Here is a 21,753-nt window from a genome sequence, read left to right as displayed (position 1 = left end):
TTATTCTGTACGCAAACTTTTTACAGGGTTCATTAACGCTGCTTTAATTGCCTGGTAGCTCACGGTCAGGAAAGTAATGAACAAAGTTGCTGCAGCAGCTGCCGGGAAGATCCACCAGGGAATGGTAGTACGGTAGGCGTATTGCTGCAGCCAGCCTGTCATGGCATAATAGGCTACGGGGCAGGCAATGGCCAGGGCAATGATCACCAATCTTACAAAATCAGTTGACAATAAGCCCCACAGGCTGAATAAGGTAGCCCCCAGCACCTTACGCACGCCAATTTCCTTTGTACGCTGCTCTGCCATAAAAGAGGCCATACCAAACAGTCCCAGGCAACTGATCAGAATAGCGAGAATGGAAAATATGCTGGCCAGCTTACCAAAACGCTGCTCATCTCCAAACTTATTGGCATAGTCCTGGTCTACAAACTGGTAGTCGAACGGGTGGGTAGGGTTATGCCGCTTAAACACAGCCTCTATTTTCGCCAGGGCGGCCTGCGTGCTTACTTTGGGATTTATTTTCACGATCATGCGTATACCGGGGCCGCCACGCAGCATATGGTAAACGGCCGGGCGTACTGGTGCATAGGGCGATTCTGCAATGACATCCTTTATTACCCCGATAATGTGATACGGCTCATCATCCCAGGTAACAATTTTTCCTACCGGGTCTTTTAAACCCATAAATTTCACAGCCGCTTCATTGATCACAATGGCCGTGGAATCTGTGCCAAAGTTGCGGGAAAAATCCCGGCCGGCTACAAACTGCCAGCCAATGGTTTTACCAAAATCGTAAGACACAGGCTCACTGGGAAAATCCAGTGCCATACCCGGGTCTTTACCTTCCCAGTTAAAACCGCTGTTGGTGTTCCATACAGAGGTAACAGGGCTCCAGCACTCCGCCATATTTTCCACTGCGCCGGTTTGCAGCAGCTCATTACGTACCACATCAAACCGGTCGTGAATGGCCGAAGTGTACATAGGCAGCGATACCAGCCCGTTACGGTCGTAGCCAATCGGGCGGTTCTGTGCAAACTGTATTTGCCGGAATACGATAACCGTAACGATGATCAATATAACAGATACGGTGAACTGCAGTACCACCAATACTTTACGGGGCATAGCCGCATAACGGCCCACGCGGAAAGTACCTTTCAGCACTTTTACCGGCCGGAAAGCCGATAAATAAAATGCAGGGTAGCTGCCGGCTATTAACCCGGTGATGAGGCTAAAACCTATGCAAATAGCCCAGAAAACAGGACTAGTCCATAAGATGGACATTTGTTTATTGGCTACCTCATTAAACAAGGGCAGTAACAAAGCTACCAGCAGCAAAGCCGCCAGCAGGGCTAACATTACCATTAACAGGGATTCGCTGAAGAACTGCCAGATCAGCTGGCTGCGTTGTGAGCCAATGGCCTTACGAATGCCTACTTCCTTAGCCCGTTTCTGAGAACGGGCAGTGCTCAGGTTCATAAAATTGATACAGGCCAGCAGTAATATAAATACCCCGCTGATCCCAAATAACCATACATACTTTATGAAACCACCCACATTTACTCCATTCTTAAACTCCGCATACAAATGCCAGCGCGACATAGGATGCAGGAACAGCTGGGGATGAAAGGTGAGTTCATCCTTATGAATATTTTTCAGCTTTACATCTTTGATCTTGGCCGATACTTTTTCCATAGTAGTATGCTCCGCTATCTGCACAATAGCCCGGAAAGAGTTGCCACGCCAGGGGTTATCATTATGCTCCATATCTGTAAGCCTCGCATATAAGGCCCAGGGCATTATAAAATGCACATTTGAAAATGTGGAATTACGCGGCATATCCTTATATACGCCGGTTACTACCACGGCTGTTTTGTTGTCTATCAGCAGTGTTTTATTAAGCGGGTCTTCATTTCCAAAACAGGCTTTGGCCTGGGAGGATGATAGCAGAATGGTGGCAGGATCCGCTAATTTATGGTTGCCTTCCTGCATTTTCAGGGTTAACATTTCAGGCAGGTCCGGCTCACAATACACCCCTACCCCGCTTAAGCGCTTTTCTCCAACTGCCAGCACATGTGTTTGGTCCCAGGTGCACATGGCTGCATACTTAATATCGGCGCCGTAATCCTTACGTAAGGCGGCTGCCAGGGGAAAGGGCTCGTTCATGCCAGTGCCGATTTCCCCGTTATTGTACACATTCTGCTGCACCAGCGCAATGTGTTTATAGTTGGGAAATTGTTTATCAAACTGCCATTCATCTACAATCCAAAGCCCTATCAGCATAGCAATAGCCATACCTGCGGCCAGGCCGGTGATATTGATGGCGGAATACATTTTGCTTTTGCGCAGGTTGCGCCAGGCGATGATAAGGTAGTTCTTTAGCATAACGGTGAAGGTTACGGAGTACGCACACCAACAATATACCAACACTTAAATAGCTGTTAGTCAATTACTTTCATCTCTGCAACTGTTCATTTTTGAACATAGACCGTTCATTTTCAACTACTGACCCCGCTTTCTAATCCCTTTCTAATCTCATCCTCATGGTATTTTAATACGCCTCTTAGGCCGTCCTAACCCCCGTGTTGTTGCTTTGCACTATCAATTAACAACAAAAAAATATCGTGTATGAAAAATATCTTGATCCCTACAGATTTCAGCGTACGCTCCCTGGATATGGTAAAGGAAGCTATTAATAATGTGCAGCTCCATGAACCCATGAACATTTTACTGGTGCACTTCTTTAAAATGTCCGACAACATGCAGGAGCTGATGATGCTATCCCGCCGTATGAAGGACTATGAGCATATCAGTGAAGAGTACCGGAATATTATTTCACAGCTGCAAAAAAATTACCCGGCCCGTATTAACAACATCCGGGTAGAATGTTTCTATGGCAGCACCGTTGCGGTTTTCAAGAACTTCCTTTTCGGGAATAACATTTCTGTAATTGCATATGATGAGCATTACCGTTTTGTAAAAGTGAACCGGAACAGCATTGACCCGCTGAACATCATCAAAAAATCGGGCTGCACCTTATTGCCGCTGAACACGGGCAGCCGTGAGGAAAACCTGCGGATCAAAATACTGCGCCCTGCCGCTACTGCCTGATAAAAATCTTCACCCATAAAAACTGTGCTATATGCTACTGAAAGAGAATATTCCCTTTGCATACGTGTTCGGGAAAATAAAATATGAGCTGATATGGATATCTGCATATGCCATAGCCATTGCCATTGTGCATCATAATTTCCATATTATCCGCATATCAATTCCAATCGCTATTCCTGCCATACTGGGTACTGTTATTTCCCTGCTGCTGGGCTTTCGCTCCAACCAGGCCTATGAGCGCTGGTGGGAGGCGCGCATTGTATGGGGCGCCATCGTAAATGATTCCCGTACGCTTACACGGCAGCTGCTCACCTTTACTGCTTTTGAAGGCGAAACACCTGAGGAGGTGATCAGCTTCCGGGAAAAATTTGTGCGGCGGCAAATTGCCTGGTGTTATGCGCTGGGCCAGTCGCTGCGCAAGCTGCACCCGCTGCATGGGCTGGACCGGCTTCTATCTCAGCGGGAGCTGGACTACATTAGCCGCTACGATAATAAACCCGTGGCCCTGCTGGAGCTGCACGCCCGCGACCTAGACTATGCGCTGAAACAAGGGTGGATAAACCGCTACCAGCAGATAGAGCTGGACCGCACCTTTACCCGCCTGTGCGATTCCATGGGTAAATGTGAGCGCATTAAGAACACTATTTTCCCCGCTACCTACAGCCTGTACATTCACCTGACGCTAAACCTGTTCATTTTACTGCTGCCGTTTGGTTTGATAGAGTTCTTCGGCATTATTGAAGTACCGCTGGTAGTGGCTATTGCATCATCTTTTCTGCTGATCGAGAAAATGGCCATTCATCTGCAGGATCCTTTTGAGAATAAACCTACAGATACGCCGGTGACCGCTATTGCGCGTACCATTGAGCGGGATCTTAAACAGATCCTGCAGGACTGGCAGGTACCGGAAAGCCAGCCCGCAGAAAAATTCTATATTCTATAGATCTATATTGCGAATCAATCCAATATGCGTCACCAGCCTCCGGGCGGTGGCGCATTTTTTATTTAAAACACAGATAACACTCCCTGTTAGTATTCCTGCAGTGAACACTGTATTTTACGTTGCGTAATCAAAACCCTGTAATCAGTAACCGTACAATAATCTATTGAAACAACCCGGGAGCAATCCCCCTGTCGAAACACTTTTGAAAACCATCTAAACCGTTTAATTCATGAAGATCCAAGCGCGCTATGCCATTTTACTGGCCATGCTATTTGCTGCCTGTAGCAAAGAGCCCATTACACCGCCGTTACAACCCATGACCGCTAACACCGCTACCAGCGCGGCTAACGTGGTAACCCTTTCAGAAACTTTTGAATCCGGTACCAAAAGCGCCTATGCTTCCGGTAATGTTACCCTGAGCAGCGGCTCCTGGAATATGAATGATGCACTGATCGGTAACCTGGCGGCAGATGCCAAAAGCGGTGCCCAGTCCGTACGCATCCGCAACACCGGTTCCATTACTATGAACTTTGACGCCAGTGGCGGCGCCAACACTATTAGCATCAGCCATGCGGTATATGGCAGTGATGGCAGCAGCACCTGGCAGCTGTGGATCTCCACCAACGGCGGCAGTAGCTATACACAAGTAGGCAGCACCATTACCAGCTCATCCACTTCTCTGCAAACAGCTACCTTCACAGTGAGTGTGAGCGGCAGCTTCCGCCTCTCCATCCGCAAGGCATCCGGTGGCAGCAACCGTATTAATATTGATAATATTTCCGTGAGCTCCGGCAGTGGCGGAGGCGGTGGCACCACTCCCGGCGATGATGATAATATGCTGCTGGGCAATCCCAGTGGTGCAGTAGCCAATACCTCCTATCCGGCCAATTACCTGATGGTAAAAACCTACTACACATTATCGTATAACCGTGACCGTGGTGGTCCCAACTGGGTAAGCTGGCACCTGGCCAGCTCTGATATTGGCAGCACTGACCGGCAGGATGATTTCCGGGCGGATAATACCCTGCCCTCCGGCTGGTACCAGGTAGGCAGCAGCAGCTTTTCCGGCAGTGGTTTTGACCGCGGGCATAACTGTCCTTCTGCAGACCGTACCTCTTCTGTAAGCGCTAATTCCTCCACTTTCCTTATGAGCAACATGATACCCCAGGCGCCTAATAATAACCAGCAAACCTGGAATAATTTAGAAAGTTATGGCCGCAGCCTGGTATCGTCCGGTAATGAGGTGTATATTATTATGGGCAGCTATGGCGTGGGTGGTACCGGCAGCAATGGTACAGCTACTACTATTGATAATGGCCATGTTACCGTACCCTCTAATGTATGGAAAGTGCTGGTGGTGATCCCTAACGGTTCCGGCGACCTGGCCCGCATTAGCAGCAGCACCCGGGTGATTGCTGTAAATACGCCCAATATTAACACGGTTAGCAGCGACTGGAAACAGTACCGCACTTCTGTAGATGCTATTGAAAATGCTACCGGGTATGATCTGTTGTCGAATGTACCGGCAACCGTGCAGCAAGTGATAGAGGCGAAGGTGGATAACCAGTAAGATTCGATTACAGCCCCCCCAAGCGGTGCATAGCCTGCCCCGCTCAGCAGGAATGCCGTTGAAAATAATCGTGATTATGAATAATTATAAATGTGCTTAGGGCGAATGCCTGAAGAGCCGTAGCTAAAAAATGGCTACGGCTCTTTTATGCTATTGATTTATCAATTGTTTCATAACGCCTTCGGCATAACGTTCTCCAATATTGGGAAACTGTTGCACCAGGGCTTCAATAGCTGCCAGCTCTGATGCATCGAGGGTTACATCCACTGCGCCGGCATTTTCTTCCAGGTACTTTCTTTTCTTGGTGCCTGGAATGGGAATAATATCCCGGCCCTGCGCCAGCACCCATGCAATAGCTAATTGTGCTGCGGTGCAGCCTTTTTGTGCGGCAATGTCAGCAAATTTTGCTGCAAGCTGCAGGTTGTTATCAAAATGCGCGCCCTGGAAGCGGGGTAATGCTTTGCGGGTATCGTTGGCAGCATTGAGCGCATCGGCATTTACCCGGTTATCGGTGATCAGGCCGCGTGAAAGCGGGGAAAAAGGTATAAGGCTTACACCCAGCGTTCTTGCTGTATCCAGTATGCTGCCTTCCACATCACGGGTTAACAAAGAATATTCACTTTGCAAAGCAGCAATGGGGTGAATGGCATGTGCCCTCTTCAAAGTAGCTGCTGATACTTCACTCAGGCCTATATAACGGATCTTTCCCTGTTTCACCAGCTCCGCCATTGCGCCTACCGATTCTTCAACCGGCACATCAGGATCTACCCGGTGCAGATAATACAGATCTATCACGTCTGTTCTTAAACGCTTAAGACTAGCTTCCACGGCCTGTTTCATCCAGGCAACGGAACCGTCAACGTACATGCTGTTCAGGCCAATTACACCGTCTCTGAACTTAAAACCAAATTTTGTGGCAATGAAAATTTTGCTCCTGTTAGGCACCAGCACTGTTGAGATAAGCTCTTCATTAGCGCCATTGCCATAAACATCTGCCGTGTCCCAGAAATTAATGCCCAGGTCCAGTGCCTTTTCTAAAGTAGCGATGCTTTCCTTGTCATCAGTGGGGCCATATGCATAGCTCATTCCCATACATCCCAATCCTATTGCTGATAGCTTTTCGCCCGTTGTTCCAAGATCCCTGTATTTCATATGTTTGATTTTTTATGATACAAAGGTCGCCCGGCAGACAGGCTGGCTGTTTAAACAAATCAAACAAGTGCTTATACAAATCAAGCGGAATGCTGGCGAAGCGCTACAGGAGCATGGCCGGTATTTTTCCTGAAGAACCGGGTAAAGTAAGCGGGGTACTCAAACCCAAGACTATAGGCTATTTCAGAAATGCTCCAGTCCGTATGCTGTAATAACAGGTTGGCCTCCTGTATAATGCGGGCGGCAATGTGGTGGGAAGTGGTTTTTCCAGTTGCTTCTTTTACTGCCCGGTTTAAATGATTTACGTGAATGGAAAGTGCAACAGCATAATCCTGCGGGCTTTTCAGCTGCAGGGATGTGGTACGGTTATCTACAGGGAACTGCCGTTCCAGCAGGTCAAAGAATAAATGCGCGATGCGGGATGATGCATTGATCTGTTTATGAAAACCAGCAGCAGGGCTCATCTTCAAAGCCTCGTATAGCAACAGGTGCAGGCAGTTGCGCAGGATGGTGTATTTATGTTCATAATCCAGTGCTATTTCCCGCACCATCTTTTGAAAAAGCAGTGTGATCTCCTGCTGCTGTTCCTGGTTAGGGAAATAAACAGGCATATGCCCGACTGTGAACAAAGGCGACTCATGCAAGAACCCGATCCGGTCCGCAGGCTGTAAAAATGATTCGGTAAAAACACAGAACCAGCCAAACCTGTTTTCAGATGCCCCTTCCCATGAATAGGCCACCTGCGGGTTTGACACGATCAATACCGGCTGATCCACCTCAATCCATTTATCAGCAAAATGCACTTTACCAATGCCTTTGATAAATGAAATTTTGTAATAGTCCCTTCGCCGGTGTAAAGGCCTACCCGTGTTATCCTGGAAAAAAACATTAAAGTGGCCCGGGTTGGCGTTATGAAGGCTAAGATTACCGGCGTTAGCGGATGGGTTGCGCTTATAAAAATCTCCTATATCTTCAGATAATGCCATGCAAACAAAATTATTGAAAGATTTTTAATTGCCTGCAGACCCATCATTTATTTTGCTAATTTTTTTAGTAATTTGCCGGTATGGAACAGCCGCCTATTTATACCATTGGTCATGGGCGCAGGTTAATCGAAGATTTCATTTACCTGCTGCAGGCGCCGGGTATTCAATACCTGGTGGATGTTCGTTCTATTCCATTTTCCAGATTTAACCCTCAATATAACCAGCCGGCCCTGCAGGAGGCACTGGCAGCCCGGGGTATCCGCTATGTTTATATGGGCGATACTTTGGGCGGCCGCCCTGCAGATCCCACTCTTTATGAGCCCAACGGGCGGGTGGATTATGCGCTGGTAAGCGCCTCACAGCCCTTCCGGCGTGGTATTGCGCGTTTAAAAAAGGCGTATGAACAGCAGATCGTATTGGCTATTATGTGCAGTGAAAGCGATCCCTGCCAATGTCACCGCAGCAGATTAGTGGGTGAAGCGCTGGTAAAGGAAAATGTACGGCTGCAGCATATTGATGAACAGGGGCAAATGAAGGAGCATGAAGCTGTAATATTTGAAATGAGCAAAGGCCGGGGCAGGCATGATCTGTTTAAATAGATTGTCTTGTATAATTGATCCACCCTTCGGCTATTATTAAATGTAAGGTGAAGCCTATCCAGAATGCAGTACCGAAAAACTGCTGCGGCGCCAGGCCTGAGAAGGCAAAAAACAATCCTACAATGGGCCGTATGGTGCTCACCGCCAGCCCAATAGCAAAAGCCCTTAACATCCACTCCCGGTGCAGGGCTACCCTCCTTTTTACAATATGCACCAGCGCCATAGTTAAGGCTATTAAAAAGAAAACGGAAAACAAAACCGTGGCGGCGCCTTCATTCACACCACCTATCGGCAGCAGGAAAGACATGATAAATGCAGAGATCCCGATCATGTAACCACACACTATAAATACCCAGCCACTCCGGCGGTGAAAACGGGGATATTTTTCACGGATGCTTTTCACAAACTGCAAGGGCCCCAGGATCATGAATAAGGCACCGGGCAATATGTGCAGGAAAGTAATAACCGCATGTTTTGCAAAACCCGTATCAAACGGAGCGCCACCGGCGGGGTTTACAGAAGCGATCACGCCGGCCATTGTCAGCGTTCTGCGCAGCACCATTGCAACGCCGATCAGCGCCAGCAGTATCACCACCAGCCATATTAGCCGGGGCGTTCGTTTTGTGGTAAAATGGTATGCCATAGTATAAAAGTAGTTGTACTGCACACTCAATAATGCAGCAGTAGACCACAGCGGCATATGCTGCGACAAGATCCATAGTTGTAACGATGGCATTTCCCATTCACAGCAATCTTTCCTATTTTAACAGCGCACACGTCATAAAAGAAAAACCGATGAAAAAAATTATTGCCCCGCTGCTGTTAGCCGTTATAGCACTCATCTGCTTCAGCTTCAAAAAGCAGCCGCCTGCTGCTAAACCTAATGTGATCATCATTTTCATGGACGATATGGGTTATGGCGACCTGGAATGTTATGCCGGCACGCCCTGGCATACGCCCAACATTAACAAGCTGGCTGCACAGGGCATGCGGTTCACTTATTTCTACGTAGCGCAGGCCGTTTGCTCCGCATCAAGGGCCGCTTTACTAACCGGCTGTTACTCCAACCGGGTAGGCATACACGGAGCATTGGCGCCTAACAGCCCTATTGCATTAGACACCAGTGAGCAAACCATAGCAGAAGTATTAAAGCAACAGGGTTACTATACCGGCATGGTGGGCAAATGGCACCTGGGCAGCAAGCAGCCCTTTTTGCCTTTGCAGCAAGGGTTTGATGAGTACCTGGGCCTGCCCTACTCCAATGATATGTGGCCGGTGCATTATGATGGCGTGCCTTATACAGATACTTCCACCATCGGGCGTGCAAAGGCAAAATACCCGCCCCTGCCGCTCATAGAAGGTAATAATCCTATTAAGATCATTAAAACGCTGGATGATCAATCTACCTTAACCACTACGTATACGGAAAGGGCTTGCAGCTTTATTAAGAAAAACAAGCAGCATCCTTTTTTCCTGTACCTGGCACACAGCATGGTGCATGTACCCATTGCCGTATCCGGCAAATACGCCGGCAAAAGCCAGGATGGCCTGTTTGGGGATATGATGATGGAAGTGGATTGGTCTGTAGGGCAGATCATGAAAACGCTGGATGAAACAGGTTTAAGTAAGAACACGCTGGTTATTTTCACCAGCGATAACGGGCCCTGGTTATCTTATGGCAACCATGCCGGTAATACCGGCGGCCTGCGGGAAGGTAAAGGCACTTCTTTTGAGGGCGGTATCCGCGTACCCTGTATTATGCGCTGGCCAGGGCAAATACCAGCTGGCACGGTGTGTAATAAAATGGCGGCCACTATTGACCTGCTGCCTACCATTGCACATTTTTGCGGCGCCCCATTACCCAGGAAAAAAATTGACGGGGTAGATATTCAAACCCTGTTATTCAATACACCCGGCGCCAATCCGCGTAATGAGCTGGCTGTATATTATGAGCGGAATAGCCTGGAAGCCATCCGCAAAGGCCCGTGGAAGCTGGTATTGCCGCATAAGGGACGCACCTATAAACTAAACCTGCCGGGTTACGACGGCTTTCCCGGCGCGCAGCCCAATATAGATATACCGGAAGCGCTGTACGATATGCGCCGCGATCCCGGTGAAACCCTGGATGTAAAAGAACAGTTCCCGGAAATGGTAGCGGAACTAAAAACACTGGCCGGTAAGTACCGCCAGGATTTAGGCGATGAACTTACCGGCCAGCAGGGCACCGGACGCCGTGCCCCGGCTAAAGTTGAATGATTAATGTTGTTTACTGCGTTTACGCTCCACATCCGGCAGCAGCCAGGTGAGCAGGCCAATTAAAGGCAGCCAGGCACACAGGTGAAATACGTGGTTAATGCTTGTATGATCTGCCAGGCGGCCCAGCACTGCGGAGCCAATACCTGCCATACCAAAGGCTAATCCAAAGAACAAACCGGCTATCATGCCCACTTTACCAGGTACCAGCTCCTGCGCATATACCAGTATGGCAGAGAATGCAGAGGAGAGGATAACGCCAATGAATACACTGAGCACAGCGGTCCATAACAAGTTTACATGAGGCAGCAGTAAGGTAAATGGCGCTACACCTAAAATAGAGATCCAGATCACGTACTTGCGGCCAATACGGTCGCCTACCGGCCCACCGATAAAGGTACCGGCTGCAATGGCAAACAGGAATATGAACAGGTATACCTGCGCGGTGCCCACGGGCAGCTTAAACTTATCTATCAGGTAAAAAGTATAGTAGTTGGTCATGCTGGCCATGTAAAAGTATTTGGAGAAAATAAGCACCAGCAATATCAGCAGCGCAAAAACGATCCTGCTGGTGGGCAGCTTCACCGCCGTACCTTCCACTACCTTACGTTTGGGCTTTGCCCGGTGTTTATTCTGTTTGTACCAGGCCGCTATATTCAGCATTACCACAATAGCTATTAAGGCCGCCAGTGAAAACCAGATCACGTTAAACTGCCCGTAAGGCACAATGATCAGGGCTGCCAGCAAGGGCCCTAAAGAGCTGCCGGCATTACCTCCCAGCTGGAACAGGGATTGCGCCATGCCATGCCGGCCGCCGGAGGCCATATACGCCAGCCGGGACGATTCCGGGTGAAACACTGCAGAGCCCATGCCTACCAACCCTACTGATAACAGCACCAGGTAAAAGCTGTGCGCCATAGACAAACACACCAGCCCTGTTAAGGTAAAGCCCATGCCAATAGCCAGGGAATAAGGTTGCGGATGCTTATCCGTATACAGGCCTACCAGCGGCTGTAAAATGGAAGCCGTCATCTGGAAGGTGAGCGTGATCAGCCCGATCTGTGTAAAATTGATCTTCAGGGAATCCTTTACCACCGGGTAAATGGCGGGTATCAGGGATTGAATAGTGTCATTTAACAGGTGAGAAAAACTAAGCGCCAGCAGGATGGAGAAAACCGTTTTTTCTGCTGCTTCTTTTGCCGCATCGGGCATGGTTACCGTAGTGTCTTTTAATTCCGCTTCCATATATATAATCTGTTAGTACGATGAGCTATCATTGATCTAAATGTGCTGAATAGGCCGTGATGCGGGCTACCAGCTCCCAGGCCTGTTCCGGCTTCTGGTCTATGATGCTTTGCAGCAGCGCATGGTGCAGGTCGTGCGTATCTATAAAGGCCTGCGTGTTTTTGTGAATGCGCACAAAATGATTTTTCATGTGCTGGGCCATGGTGCTATACAGGTCGGCCAGTATGCCGTTGTTAGCGGCAGCCGCAATGCTGCGGTGAAATTCAATATCGGCCTGTATGCTTTCTGCTACCTTATTTTCTTTGGCATAGGCCAGCCGCTGATCCAGGAAACCCTGGATCCTTTCAATATCCGCTGCCGTACGGTGCAAGGCAGCCTTTTGCGCGATCTTTAGCTCCAGCAGCTGCCGTACTTCGTTCAGGTCATTGAACTCCGCCCGTTTCAGGCGTTGAGATAACGGTTCCGTAATACCGGAAGCCGCTTCCACAAAGGTACCCAGGCCCTGGCGCACCCGTACTACGCCAGCATTTACCAGTATGCGCACCGCTTCACGGATGGTGGAGCGGCCTACGCCAAATTCCTGCATGAGCGCAGGTTCGGTAGGCAGCTTCTCATCAGGTTTGTATTGCCCGAGGGAGATCTGCTGCTGCAGGCGCTGTGCTACTTCGTCTGCCAGGCTGTGCCGGTTAATTCTTTCAGTTTTAATCATCAGATGATATGATGACTCAAAGGTACATAATGATGTTTGCTCTGTCAAGAGGGCGGGGAATGTTTTTTAGGCTTGATTAATTGCCGTGCCCTCCTTACTCATTCCAACATCCCTTGTCTCTGACAAATGCCCACCTGCCCTTCCTGCCCCTGCCCGTTGACTATGGACCATTTTTCACTATCTTTGCACCCTCATTAAAAACCGGATGAAAGCATTTAACTTTTTTATTCTATACCGTTTACCCATTGGGATCGTGTTATTATTGGGCGGCCTGGCAATGGGTTTTACTGTTGGCTGGTGGGAAGCCACTATTTTCCTGGTACTGGCTGTAATATGCCTGGTAACACATTTCATGTTTGGCCCTATGCGCCTGGTACAGGAAGCGGTAGAAGCAGGTAACGTGGAAAAGGCCATGGGCCTGATGAATAAAGTAGCTTTTCCCAAATTGCTGTATAAGCCCATCCGCTCTGTATATTATTTTATGCAAAGTAACCTGGCCATGTACGACCAGGATCTGGATAAGGCAGAAGCAACCATCCGCAAGAGTATTGAAACCGGCAGCCCCATGAAAGAGTATGAGGGTATGCAATATTTTCAGCTGGGCACCATTGCCTACCAGAAAAACGACCTGAAAACCGCGGATCAGAACCTGAAGAAAGCCGTGAGAATGGGCTTACCGGATAAGGAAAACACGGCTGCGGCCCTGTTAACCCTGGCCTCCATAGCCATGAGCCGCCGCGATTTTAAATCCGCCAAGGATTTCTTCCGCCGCGCCAAGGCCCAGAAGCCTACCACCGCGCAGATCGTGAGCCAGATAAAAGAAATGGATAAGTATATTTCCCGGATGCCGGGGTAATGTGCTGATATGCTAATATGCAGATGTGCAAATGGTTTGAGCGAAGCTCCCATTTGCACATTTTTTTTGCTCTAATTAACCACCTGACGGCATATACCAGCCCATTCGCACATTTCCCTCATCAGTACATTTTTTGCCCCCGCATTAATCACATCTTAACGGCATATACCAGCACATTCCCCTCATCAGCACATCGTATTAGCATATTAGCGCATTATTTAGTAGGTTTGCCCCCGCATATGGTTCCCAGTGTAATAGCTGGGATTAAAATGGGAATCCGGTGTAAATCCGGAACTATCCCCGTAGCTGTAATCCTGCATTCCAATAACGAATCATTAAATTTTCCAGGGCAAAGAAAGCCACTGTTCCGGTCACACGGAATGGGAAGGCAGCCCGGAAAGCAGGAAAGTCAGAAGACCTGCCAGGTGTAATTCATCATTCGGCGCTTTCGGGTGAAAAGCCGGGAATGTATGCACCTGTATACGGTGCCTGTATTCTTTCCTTTTTCATATTTCCCCGCAGCGCGCATATTGTATCATTTTTAAAAGCTTATTGACAGTCATTATGCGCAGGAAATTTTACACCTTTTTTCCGGCTATTGCCCTCCTGGCGGCCAGTACCACGGCTTTTGCACAGGACTCTTCCCGTACCAACCAGCTCAACGAAATTGTAGTTACCGCCACCCGCTTTAGTCAAAAAGCAGGCGAAACCGGTAAGGTAGTAACGGTGCTTACATCTGAGTATCTGCAACGCAACAGCGGTAAAACGCTGTCCTCCATCCTCAATACCCAGGCCGGCCTGGTGGTGAATGGCGCGGACAATGCGCTGGGTACTAACCAGGATGTATACACGCGGGGCGCCAGCACCGGTAATACGCTTATCTTAATAGATAACATCCCGGTGAGCGATGCCTCCCAGATCTCCAATGCTTTTGATCTTAACTTCATCCCGGTAAGCCAGATAGAGCGCATTGAAATACTGCGTGGCAGCCAGTCTACACTCTATGGCTCCGATGCCGTAGCGGGAGTGATCAACATTATCACCAAAAAACCGGGTGATAATAACCTGGGCATCAGCGCCAATGGCTCCTACGGCAGCTATAAAACCCGGCAGGGTGGCGCAGGGCTGAACGGCAGTATCGGCAAATTCTCTTACCTGGCCGGTTACCAGTACACCAAAACCGATGGTTTTTCCAGCGCGTACGACAGTACCGGCAAAGGCAATTTTGATAACGACGGATTTAAACGCCACAGCGTATTTACCAAAGTTGGACTGCAGGCCACAGAGCGCTGGCGCCTGCAATACATGCTGAACTGGAACGATTATCATACCGACCTGGATGCCGGTGGCTTCAACGATGATAAGGATTACACCATGCATAACAAGTACATGCTGCACGCTCTCAGCAGCCATGTAGATCTTAAAAAAGGCAGCTGGAACCTGGTGTACAGCTTTCAGCGGAACACGCGTAACCTGCTGGACGATACGTTGTATGTACCCAATGGCGGCTACTCTACCAACGACTTTACCTCCAACACCCACCAGGTAGAAACCTATGTGAACTGGGACCTTACCAAACAGCTGCAGCTGATCACCGGTGCGGATTTCCGCTCGTCCAACACAGATCAGAGCACGCGGTATATCAGTGAGTTCTTTAAAGATTCTTCCAGGCTTTCCGGCGACAGCGCACATATGCGGCAGTTCAGCTACTACGCATCCCTGCTGCTGCATAATATGGGCGGCTTTAACCTCGAAGTAGGCGGCCGTTATAACAACCACAATATTTACGGCAGCAACGGCACCTTTTCTGTGAACCCCTCTTACCTGATCAATGATCAGCATAAAGTGTTCATCAACATTTCTTCTGCCTACAAAGTGCCCACCTTGTACCAGCTGTATTCCATTTATGGCAATAAGGACCTGAAACCGGAATCCACTACTAACTACGAAGCCGGCTACCAGGGGGCCTTGTGCGGCAATAAGCTGAATGTACGCGTGGTAGGGTTCTACCGTCATACCAAAAACCTGATCAGCTTTTACAGCTTAAACGATCCGCCGTATGGCCAGTACCGTAATGCCAACAAGCAGGAGGCTTATGGCGGTGAAGCAGAAGCTACTTGGCGCATCATTGGCGGGCTTACCCTGAATGTGAACTATACTTATGTAAATGGTAAAATAAAAGAGCAGGATACCGACACCAGCTATTACAACCTGTACCGCCGGCCCAAACACGCGCTGAATGCGGAGCTGGGCTACCAGGTAACGCCCGGGCTGTATGTGAGCGCACAATATAAATATATTAGCCGCCGCCTGGACCCCGCCTATATGGCTCCTCCTTTCGTGTTAGGCGATTATTATACCCTGGGCGCCTATACGGAGTACAAGCTGGGTTCTATCCTGAAGATCTATGCAGATTTCAGGAATATTACCGATCAACAATACTTTGATGTTAGAGGATATAACACCAGGAAGTTTAACTTTACGACCGGACTTGTATTTAATATCAACTAATGTATGTACGTGCTAATGTGCTGGTTTATTCCGGATTAAATACCAGCACATCAGCACATTAAATAATTAATATTATGTCACTGAAAAAGATCGATCCCCGCTTCAGCTTATTGCTGCTGTTTGTAGTGGCAGCCGGCCTTTTACGGATCCTGGGAGAAGGAAAAATAACACCTTTCTCTAACATTACTCCCATTGGAGCAATGGCCCTGTTTGGCGGCGCTTATTTCACCGGCAGGTGGAAAGCTTACCTGTTCCCCCTGCTAACACTTTTTGTGAGCGATATTATTATACAACAGGTGTTCTACCCGGAATTTTCGCAGGGTGGCCTGCTGTACCAGGGCTGGATCTGGACCTACGCAGGTTTTACCGCTATGGTGCTGGCCGGGCAGCTGATCATTAAAAAAGTGAATGTACCCAGCCTCATGATGGCATCTGTAGCTGCTGCAGTGGCTCACTGGCTTATTACCGATTTTGGCGTATGGCTGGGCGGCTGTACCGATCCTACTACCGGTAAGCTGTATACGAAAGATATGGCCGGCCTGCTGAAATGTTATGCCATGGCAGTGCCTTATATGAAAGCAATGTTCTTTGGTAACCTGGCCTATGGCGCTATTTTCTTTGGCGTATTTGAACTGATACAACGGAGGAGCACCCTGCGGGTAGTTACGAATGATCAATTACAAATTACGAATGAGTAATACTTCATTCAGGTAATTTTTAGCATGGCATTTATAACACTTCATGAATGTTATTGAGTATAAAAATAAAGTGACTACAAATCAGGTAGCTGTAAAGCATGAGTTAATCACAAACACTTTCTTTACGGCTATCTGATTCCTGATTATCCATTATCATTTCAGTGAACTACAACACTTCCGCATTACCAATTCGTAATTCGTAATTGACAATTCGTAATTAAAATGATCTATCTCGTTACCGGCGGCGCCCGTTCAGGAAAAAGCCGTTATGCACAGCAGCTGGCCTTATCACTGGCTTCCAACCCGGTGTATGTAGCCACCGCCAAAGTGTGGGACGGGGATTTTGAGCAGCGCATCCGCCGCCACCAGCAGGACAGAGGCCCCGAGTGGACCAGCTTTGAAGAACAGTTGCAGGTAAGCAAGCTGCCGCTGGATAGCCGTGTAGCCGTAATAGATTGTGTAACCTTATGGCTCACCAATTTTTTTGTTCAGCATAAACAGGATGTGGACGCTTGCCTGCAGGGATTACAACAGGAAATACAGCTGCTGATGCAAAAGCAGGATGCTACCCTGATCATTGTAACCAACGAAATAGGCATGGGCGTACACGCAGAAACAGCCATTGGCCGCCAATTCACCGATCTGCAGGGCTGGGCCAACCAGTACATTGCACAAGAGGCACAAAAAGTAGTATTGATGGTATCGGGAATACCCGTGCCAATTAAATAATATGCAATCCCCACACCAGCACATTAACATATGGAAAACATTACACCCCTTTCCCGCACGCTGGCAGCAGCGCTGCAGGATAAAATAGATCAGAAAACCAAACCACCGGGCTCCCTGGGGCGCCTGGAGCAGATTGCCTTACAGGCTGGTCTTATACAGCAAACCTTATCGCCTGTAATTAATAAACCTACTATTGCCATATTTGCCGGGGATCATGGCATTGCGGCTGAAGGCCGGGTAAATCCTTATCCGCAGGCTGTTACCGCACAAATGGTCTATAACTTCCTGCAGGGTGGCGCAGCTATTAACACCTTATGCCAGCAGCTGCAGGTGGACCTGGTGATCGTGGATGCAGGCGTGAACCATTCTTTTGCCTCCCATCCAATGTTGAACGACTGTAAGATCGCTTACGGCACGCGCAACTACCTGCATGAACCGGCTATGAGCAGGGAACAGTGTACTGAGGCCATGGATGCAGGTGCTGAAATAGTGCAATACATACAAAGCCAGGGTTGTAATACCATTGGGTTTGGCGAAATGGGGATCGGTAATACCTCCTCCGCTTCCCTGCTCATGAGCTGCTTTACCGGCCTGCCTATTACAGATTGTGTAGGCGCAGGTACCGGCAGCTCCGGTCAGCAGATCCTCCAAAAAACAGTACTGCTGCAGGAAGCATTAAACCGGCACGGCGTACCTGAACATCCGGAGCAGGTACTGGCCACCTACGGCGGATTTGAAATAGCGATGTTATGCGGCGCTATTTTGCAGGCGGCCGCGCTAAATATGATGGTGGTGATAGACGGGTTTATTGTAACCGCGGCATTAATGGCTGCACACCGTTTACAGCCTGCAGTAACAGATTACTGCGTATTTGCGCACTGCTCCAATGAAAAAGGGCACCTTGCTATGTTACAGCATTTACAGGCCACTCCCCTGCTGCACCTGGATATGCGCCTGGGCGAAGGTACCGGCGCCGCCATGGCCATGCCGCTGATACAATGTGCCGCTGCATTCCTGGAAAACATGGCCAGCTTTGAAGAAGCACAAGTATCCGATAGAACCAGTTGATTTACGATTTTAGATTTTAGATTTACGATTTGATTGGCGCGATTGACTAAAGCGAATGAAAAATCGATCTAAAATTGTTTTCATTGTAATACAGCCATCCAAATCTAAAATCGTAAATCTAAAATCTAAAATGGAACAATGGTATTTACTCCGCACCGCTATCATGTTCTACACGCGTATACCGGTAGGTAATATTCCGCATGGCCTGGACCGCTTAAGCAGGGCCACCCGTTACCTGCCGTTGATCGGCTGGCTGGTGGGTGTTACCATGGCGCTGGTGCTGTATACCTTAAACCTTATTGCACCCTGGCCGGTAACCATTATCCTAAGCCTTGTTACCGGCATTTGGATGACAGGCGCTTTTCACGAAGATGGTTTTGCCGACATGTGCGATGGTTTCGGCGGTGGCTGGACCCAGGAAAAGATCCTGCTGATTATGAAAGACAGCCGCATTGGCACCTACGGAATGCTAGGACTGCTGCTGCTAATGCTGATGAAGTTTTATTGCTTATTTGCCCTCTCCCCTTCTTCAGCCGCCATTGCTATTGTGGTGGCGCATGCGCTGAGCCGTTTTACTGCAGTTACCATTATCTACACACATCCCTACGTACGGGAAAATGAGGATAGTAAAGCCAAGCCCGTATCCAAAGGCATTAAAGGCTGGGAGCTTTTTGTGGCAGGCTGTTTTGGCTTATTGCCGCTGCTGCTGGCTACCGTATTGCTGCACCACTACCTCTGGCTGTTATGCCTGCCGGCTGTATGGCTGGCACGCACCTACATGGCCCGCCTCATGCGTAAGTGGATAGGCGGTTACACCGGCGACTGCCTGGGCGCTGTACAGCAACTGTCAGAAACAGTTGTATATTTGTGCTTTTGCTTGGTGGAATGGAAATATACCTGATACGGCATACAACGCCGGCTATTGAACGTGGCACCTGTTACGGTTTTGCAGACCTGGATGTGGCCAATACTTTTACAGAAGAAGCAACGCGTGTTAAACAGCTGCTGCCTGACAAACCCTTTGTCGTATATGCCAGCCCGTTACAACGCTGCAGCAAGCTGGCGCATTTTTTATTTGGCGATGATCTTACCAAAGACGACCGTCTGAAAGAGCTCAACTTCGGTGACTGGGAAATGAAACGCTGGGACGATCTGGGGCCGGATGCCCTGCAGGCCTGGATGGATAATTATGTATATGCCCGCGTACCGGGTGGGGAAAGCTATGAGGACCTGTTTAACCGCAGCGTGGAAATTTTCAAAGAAGTAATAGCTAAAAACCAGGATGCCGTGCTGGTCACCCACAGTGGCGTGATCCGTGCACTACTGGCTTATGTAACCAATACTCCGCTGGAAAATTCTTTTGAGCTGCGCGTGGAATACGGTCGCATAGCGCGTTTGCGGGTAACAGATGGAAAACTGGAGCTATTAGGAGTGAACGAATGAGGAAGGCCGCATGCTGCGGTACTTCTTTCTGAAATACAGGTAAGAGCCTATCATCATGATCACTCCCAGCACAGAGAGGCTCCAGACTGTATTCATAAAGAACTGGCCCCAGGAAATATGCCAGTTGCCAAAGTTCTTTACGAGCAGTATGCTTACGCTGCCTATATACCCAAAGGAATCTGCCACGTAGATCAGGAAACCTACATTGCTCACATATTTGAAAGTGGCTATCAGCCGCTCAAAAAAGATACAGTTAAAGGGAATATAGCCCATGTATAATCCCAAGCCGGTAAGCGTCATCCATACTATGGGGCTGATATATTGCTGCATGAATAACAGGGAGCTTACCGCTGCTATTACAAACCCTGCGATCACGATCAGGTAGTTCAGCATAAATGCCTTGTAATTATCCTTCACAAACACCAGCATGCCCATAATACCCAGTATAGCCAGGGATACCGGCACCTCTGTCTTGGTAAAAATAGCAGGGTCTTTGCCCATGCCCAGCTCCTCCCATATGTTGGCTGCAAAGTTATCCCGCATATCACGCAGCATGGTAAGTATTACATAGCTGATAATACATAATACCAGCCCGGGTAAGAATTGCTGCAGCAGCTGACGGCGCTGCTGTTTGTTCATAGGCTCCCGGCGGGTGCGCAAAGCCTCATCTGTAGCGGTAGGTGGCGGTATTTGTTCCAGCAGTATCACAAAAATGATCATGGGCAGCATAAACAAAAGGCCGGTTACAAAAGGCATCCATAGCTCTGTAACATGCCAGTCAACCATAACCATTTTACCGGCGGATTTTACAAACCCCGAAGAAAAAATAAAGCTGATGGATAACACCGCACCCATAAACTCCGTGCTGCGCCTGCCTTCCAGGTAACCGAATACCAGCCCCCAGATCATGCCCAGCGGAAAACCGTTCAGGAACAAAAAGATAATGTTAAAAGGGGCCGGCACTACTGCAAACAGCAATAGCGCCAGCCAGGAAAATAGTATCAGGACAACAATGCTGCGGGCCCTCTTAGTGCTTTGCATTTCTGCAATAAAGCGGATGCCGTAAATTTTGCTGGCTGCATACCCCATTGTCTGGGCTATTACCAGCCATATTTTGTAGTCAACGCCTAAAAAGCTGATCCCATCAAACAGGGCTACCGCAAAAGGTTTGCGGAAAGCGTACATGCAGGAATAGGTACCAAATGATACCAGGGCCGCATACAGCGAAAACGTAAACTGGTCTGTGCGTTTGAGCCGTTGTTGGACCCAGGGTAGGTTTAGCATTGATATAATGTACAATAATTATGTCACTGGTTCATTAAATGATGCAGCGCCATCTGCTTAAATCGCTGCAGGTCTGGCAAGGGCTGATCCGTTGCTTTAGCCTGGTCGTCCCAGGTGCGCAGGCGCACCATGTCTGCAAACAGCGGGTCGGCTTCAAAGGCGGCAGCTTCCGTTTCCGTCATGGGTCCGCCCTGGTAGGCCAGTGTTTGCTTGCTGGCCTCTGAGAGCTGCGCGTAATAGCTTGGATACTTAAACGTGAGATAGCGTTTGGCATCCACATGCGAGCCTACCAGCCGGATGAGCGCATCCGAAAATCCATGCTGCTTCAGGAAAATACCACCCCATTTTTCATGGTCCTGCACACCATAACCACCCATAGAGGCACTGCCTTCCATTTCGCACAGGTGGCCAATATCATGAAAAAAGGCTGCCAGTATCACTTCCTCACGGCTGCCTGCCTGCTCCGCCAGCAGGGCGGCCTGGCACATATGCTCCAGCTGCGACACCGGTTCCCCTATGTAGTCGGCCGCCCCGTATTTTTCATACAGGCTAAAGATGGTACTAACAGTTTGCTCCGCTTGTTGTAGTAGCATGTGTTG

General features: G+C 48.8%; 20 protein-coding genes and 1 riboswitch. Of the genes, 12 read left to right on the top strand and 8 right to left on the bottom strand.

Going from position 1 to position 21,753, the window contains the following annotated elements:
* Window positions 1-2,382: an ABC transporter permease gene (locus BMZ54_RS06780; protein WP_089907866.1), complete on the bottom strand. Its 2,382-nt coding sequence runs from the start codon at window positions 2,380-2,382 to the stop codon at window positions 1-3.
* Between the two features lie 243 nt (window positions 2,383-2,625).
* Here BMZ54_RS06780 and BMZ54_RS06775 point away from each other — a divergent pair, with 243 nt between their 5' ends.
* The 3 genes from BMZ54_RS06775 to BMZ54_RS06765 all read left to right on the top strand — a co-directional run bounded on the left by BMZ54_RS06775 (window position 2,626) and on the right by BMZ54_RS06765 (window position 5,621).
* Window positions 2,626-3,108, top strand: a complete 483-nt coding sequence (locus tag BMZ54_RS06775; protein WP_089907863.1) for a hypothetical protein — start codon at window positions 2,626-2,628, stop codon at window positions 3,106-3,108.
* 31 nt (window positions 3,109-3,139) lie between these two features.
* A complete protein-coding gene (locus tag BMZ54_RS06770) occupies window positions 3,140-4,051 on the top strand; it encodes a bestrophin family protein (protein ID WP_089907860.1) in 912 nt (303 codons plus the stop codon).
* A gap of 229 nt (window positions 4,052-4,280) precedes the next feature.
* A complete protein-coding gene (locus tag BMZ54_RS06765; protein ID WP_089907857.1) occupies window positions 4,281-5,621 on the top strand; it encodes a DNA/RNA non-specific endonuclease in 1,341 nt (446 codons plus the stop codon).
* Window positions 5,622-5,771: 150 nt separating this feature from the next.
* On the opposite strand, the gene BMZ54_RS06760 is transcribed toward BMZ54_RS06765, so the two are convergent.
* The gene (locus BMZ54_RS06760; protein WP_089907855.1) at window positions 5,772-6,773 is read right to left on the bottom strand and encodes an aldo/keto reductase; all 1,002 of its coding nucleotides are present in this window, start codon (window positions 6,771-6,773) and stop codon (window positions 5,772-5,774) included.
* Between the two features lie 80 nt (window positions 6,774-6,853).
* On the bottom strand, window positions 6,854-7,759 hold the full coding sequence (locus tag BMZ54_RS06755; RefSeq protein WP_089907851.1) for a helix-turn-helix domain-containing protein: 906 nt from the start codon (window positions 7,757-7,759) through the stop codon (window positions 6,854-6,856).
* Window positions 7,760-7,839: 80 nt separating this feature from the next.
* Between BMZ54_RS06755 and BMZ54_RS06750 the strand changes: the two genes are divergently transcribed.
* Window positions 7,840-8,358, top strand: coding sequence for a DUF488 domain-containing protein (locus tag BMZ54_RS06750; protein WP_089907848.1), 519 nt, complete (start codon window positions 7,840-7,842; stop codon window positions 8,356-8,358).
* On the opposite strand, the gene BMZ54_RS06745 is transcribed toward BMZ54_RS06750, so the two are convergent.
* A complete protein-coding gene (locus tag BMZ54_RS06745; protein ID WP_162277483.1) occupies window positions 8,351-9,070 on the bottom strand; it encodes a DUF2306 domain-containing protein in 720 nt (239 codons plus the stop codon). The genes BMZ54_RS06750 and BMZ54_RS06745 overlap by 8 nt on opposite strands.
* An 83-nt stretch (window positions 9,071-9,153) precedes the next feature.
* On the opposite strand from BMZ54_RS06745, the gene BMZ54_RS06740 reads away from it, so the two are divergent.
* On the top strand, window positions 9,154-10,614 hold the full coding sequence (locus BMZ54_RS06740) for a sulfatase family protein (RefSeq protein ID WP_089907843.1): 1,461 nt from the start codon (window positions 9,154-9,156) through the stop codon (window positions 10,612-10,614).
* Here the strand turns inward: BMZ54_RS06740 and BMZ54_RS06735 are convergent, their stop codons facing one another.
* Together BMZ54_RS06735 and BMZ54_RS06730 are read right to left on the bottom strand one after the other, a co-directional pair.
* Window positions 10,615-11,856, bottom strand: a complete 1,242-nt coding sequence (locus BMZ54_RS06735; protein WP_089907840.1) for an MFS transporter — start codon at window positions 11,854-11,856, stop codon at window positions 10,615-10,617.
* Window positions 11,857-11,884: 28 nt separating this feature from the next.
* Window positions 11,885-12,565: a FadR/GntR family transcriptional regulator gene (locus BMZ54_RS06730; RefSeq protein ID WP_089907835.1), complete on the bottom strand. Its 681-nt coding sequence runs from the start codon at window positions 12,563-12,565 to the stop codon at window positions 11,885-11,887.
* Window positions 12,566-12,770: 205 nt separating this feature from the next.
* Between BMZ54_RS06730 and BMZ54_RS06725 the strand changes: the two genes are divergently transcribed.
* The 7 genes from BMZ54_RS06725 to cobC all read left to right on the top strand — a co-directional run bounded on the left by BMZ54_RS06725 (window position 12,771) and on the right by cobC (window position 19,870).
* Window positions 12,771-13,421: a tetratricopeptide repeat protein gene (locus tag BMZ54_RS06725; RefSeq protein WP_089907833.1), complete on the top strand. Its 651-nt coding sequence runs from the start codon at window positions 12,771-12,773 to the stop codon at window positions 13,419-13,421.
* 223 nt (window positions 13,422-13,644) lie between these two features.
* Window positions 13,645-13,861: riboswitch (cobalamin riboswitch) on the top strand.
* A gap of 124 nt (window positions 13,862-13,985) precedes the next feature.
* On the top strand, window positions 13,986-15,932 hold the full coding sequence (locus BMZ54_RS06720) for a TonB-dependent receptor plug domain-containing protein (RefSeq protein ID WP_089907830.1): 1,947 nt from the start codon (window positions 13,986-13,988) through the stop codon (window positions 15,930-15,932).
* A 74-nt stretch (window positions 15,933-16,006) separates the two neighbouring features.
* The gene (locus BMZ54_RS06715) at window positions 16,007-16,630 is read left to right on the top strand and encodes a DUF6580 family putative transport protein (protein ID WP_089907827.1); all 624 of its coding nucleotides are present in this window, start codon (window positions 16,007-16,009) and stop codon (window positions 16,628-16,630) included.
* 222 nt (window positions 16,631-16,852) lie between these two features.
* On the top strand, window positions 16,853-17,359 hold the full coding sequence (gene cobU, locus BMZ54_RS06710) for a bifunctional adenosylcobinamide kinase/adenosylcobinamide-phosphate guanylyltransferase (RefSeq protein WP_089907824.1): 507 nt from the start codon (window positions 16,853-16,855) through the stop codon (window positions 17,357-17,359).
* 30 nt (window positions 17,360-17,389) lie between these two features.
* Complete coding sequence (cobT, locus tag BMZ54_RS06705; protein WP_089907821.1) at window positions 17,390-18,427, top strand: nicotinate-nucleotide--dimethylbenzimidazole phosphoribosyltransferase; 1,038 nt, start codon at window positions 17,390-17,392, stop codon at window positions 18,425-18,427.
* A gap of 130 nt (window positions 18,428-18,557) precedes the next feature.
* Window positions 18,558-19,328, top strand: coding sequence for an adenosylcobinamide-GDP ribazoletransferase (locus tag BMZ54_RS06700; RefSeq protein ID WP_089907817.1), 771 nt, complete (start codon window positions 18,558-18,560; stop codon window positions 19,326-19,328).
* Window positions 19,313-19,870, top strand: coding sequence for an alpha-ribazole phosphatase (gene cobC, locus BMZ54_RS06695; RefSeq protein WP_089907812.1), 558 nt, complete (start codon window positions 19,313-19,315; stop codon window positions 19,868-19,870). Before BMZ54_RS06700 ends, cobC begins: the two co-directional genes overlap by 16 nt.
* On the opposite strand, the gene BMZ54_RS06690 is transcribed toward cobC, so the two are convergent.
* Together BMZ54_RS06690 and BMZ54_RS06685 are read right to left on the bottom strand one after the other, a co-directional pair.
* Entirely contained in the window at window positions 19,853-21,154 is a 1,302-nt protein-coding gene (locus BMZ54_RS06690) for a DUF5690 family protein (RefSeq protein ID WP_089907809.1), read from the bottom strand. The genes cobC and BMZ54_RS06690 overlap by 18 nt on opposite strands.
* A gap of 23 nt (window positions 21,155-21,177) precedes the next feature.
* Window positions 21,178-21,747 (bottom strand): phosphonate degradation HD-domain oxygenase, encoded by a 570-nt coding sequence (locus BMZ54_RS06685; RefSeq protein ID WP_089907806.1) that lies wholly within the window; start codon window positions 21,745-21,747, stop codon window positions 21,178-21,180.
* Window positions 21,748-21,753: the final 6 nt, after the last annotated feature.

Source organism: Chitinophaga rupis (assembly GCF_900109685.1).
GTDB classification, from domain to species: Bacteria; Bacteroidota; Bacteroidia; order Chitinophagales; family Chitinophagaceae; genus Chitinophaga; species Chitinophaga rupis.
This window is presented reverse-complemented; position numbering and strand designations above follow the sequence as displayed.

What these genes read in the sequence shown, in the direction of transcription:
- cobC (WP_089907812.1), top strand. Translation starts at nt 19,313, where the DNA reads ATGGAAATATACCTGATACGGCATACAACGCCGGCTATTGAACGTGGC.
- BMZ54_RS06750 (WP_089907848.1), top strand. Translation starts at nt 7,840, where the DNA reads ATGGAACAGCCGCCTATTTATACCATTGGTCATGGGCGCAGGTTAATC.
- BMZ54_RS06715 (WP_089907827.1), top strand. Translation starts at nt 16,007, where the DNA reads ATGTCACTGAAAAAGATCGATCCCCGCTTCAGCTTATTGCTGCTGTTT.
- BMZ54_RS06780 (WP_089907866.1), bottom strand. Translation starts at nt 2,382, where the DNA reads ATGCTAAAGAACTACCTTATCATCGCCTGGCGCAACCTGCGCAAAAGC.
- BMZ54_RS06755 (WP_089907851.1), bottom strand. Translation starts at nt 7,759, where the DNA reads ATGGCATTATCTGAAGATATAGGAGATTTTTATAAGCGCAACCCATCC.
- BMZ54_RS06735 (WP_089907840.1), bottom strand. Translation starts at nt 11,856, where the DNA reads ATGGAAGCGGAATTAAAAGACACTACGGTAACCATGCCCGATGCGGCA.
- BMZ54_RS06700 (WP_089907817.1), top strand. Translation starts at nt 18,558, where the DNA reads ATGGAACAATGGTATTTACTCCGCACCGCTATCATGTTCTACACGCGT.
- BMZ54_RS06685 (WP_089907806.1), bottom strand. Translation starts at nt 21,747, where the DNA reads ATGCTACTACAACAAGCGGAGCAAACTGTTAGTACCATCTTTAGCCTG.
- BMZ54_RS06740 (WP_089907843.1), top strand. Translation starts at nt 9,154, where the DNA reads ATGAAAAAAATTATTGCCCCGCTGCTGTTAGCCGTTATAGCACTCATC.
- BMZ54_RS06720 (WP_089907830.1), top strand. Translation starts at nt 13,986, where the DNA reads ATGCGCAGGAAATTTTACACCTTTTTTCCGGCTATTGCCCTCCTGGCG.
- BMZ54_RS06775 (WP_089907863.1), top strand. Translation starts at nt 2,626, where the DNA reads ATGAAAAATATCTTGATCCCTACAGATTTCAGCGTACGCTCCCTGGAT.
- BMZ54_RS06765 (WP_089907857.1), top strand. Translation starts at nt 4,281, where the DNA reads ATGAAGATCCAAGCGCGCTATGCCATTTTACTGGCCATGCTATTTGCT.
- BMZ54_RS06770 (WP_089907860.1), top strand. Translation starts at nt 3,140, where the DNA reads ATGCTACTGAAAGAGAATATTCCCTTTGCATACGTGTTCGGGAAAATA.
- BMZ54_RS06725 (WP_089907833.1), top strand. Translation starts at nt 12,771, where the DNA reads ATGAAAGCATTTAACTTTTTTATTCTATACCGTTTACCCATTGGGATC.
- BMZ54_RS06760 (WP_089907855.1), bottom strand. Translation starts at nt 6,773, where the DNA reads ATGAAATACAGGGATCTTGGAACAACGGGCGAAAAGCTATCAGCAATA.
- BMZ54_RS06690 (WP_089907809.1), bottom strand. Translation starts at nt 21,154, where the DNA reads ATGCTAAACCTACCCTGGGTCCAACAACGGCTCAAACGCACAGACCAG.
- cobU (WP_089907824.1), top strand. Translation starts at nt 16,853, where the DNA reads ATGATCTATCTCGTTACCGGCGGCGCCCGTTCAGGAAAAAGCCGTTAT.
- cobT (WP_089907821.1), top strand. Translation starts at nt 17,390, where the DNA reads ATGGAAAACATTACACCCCTTTCCCGCACGCTGGCAGCAGCGCTGCAG.
- BMZ54_RS06730 (WP_089907835.1), bottom strand. Translation starts at nt 12,565, where the DNA reads ATGATTAAAACTGAAAGAATTAACCGGCACAGCCTGGCAGACGAAGTA.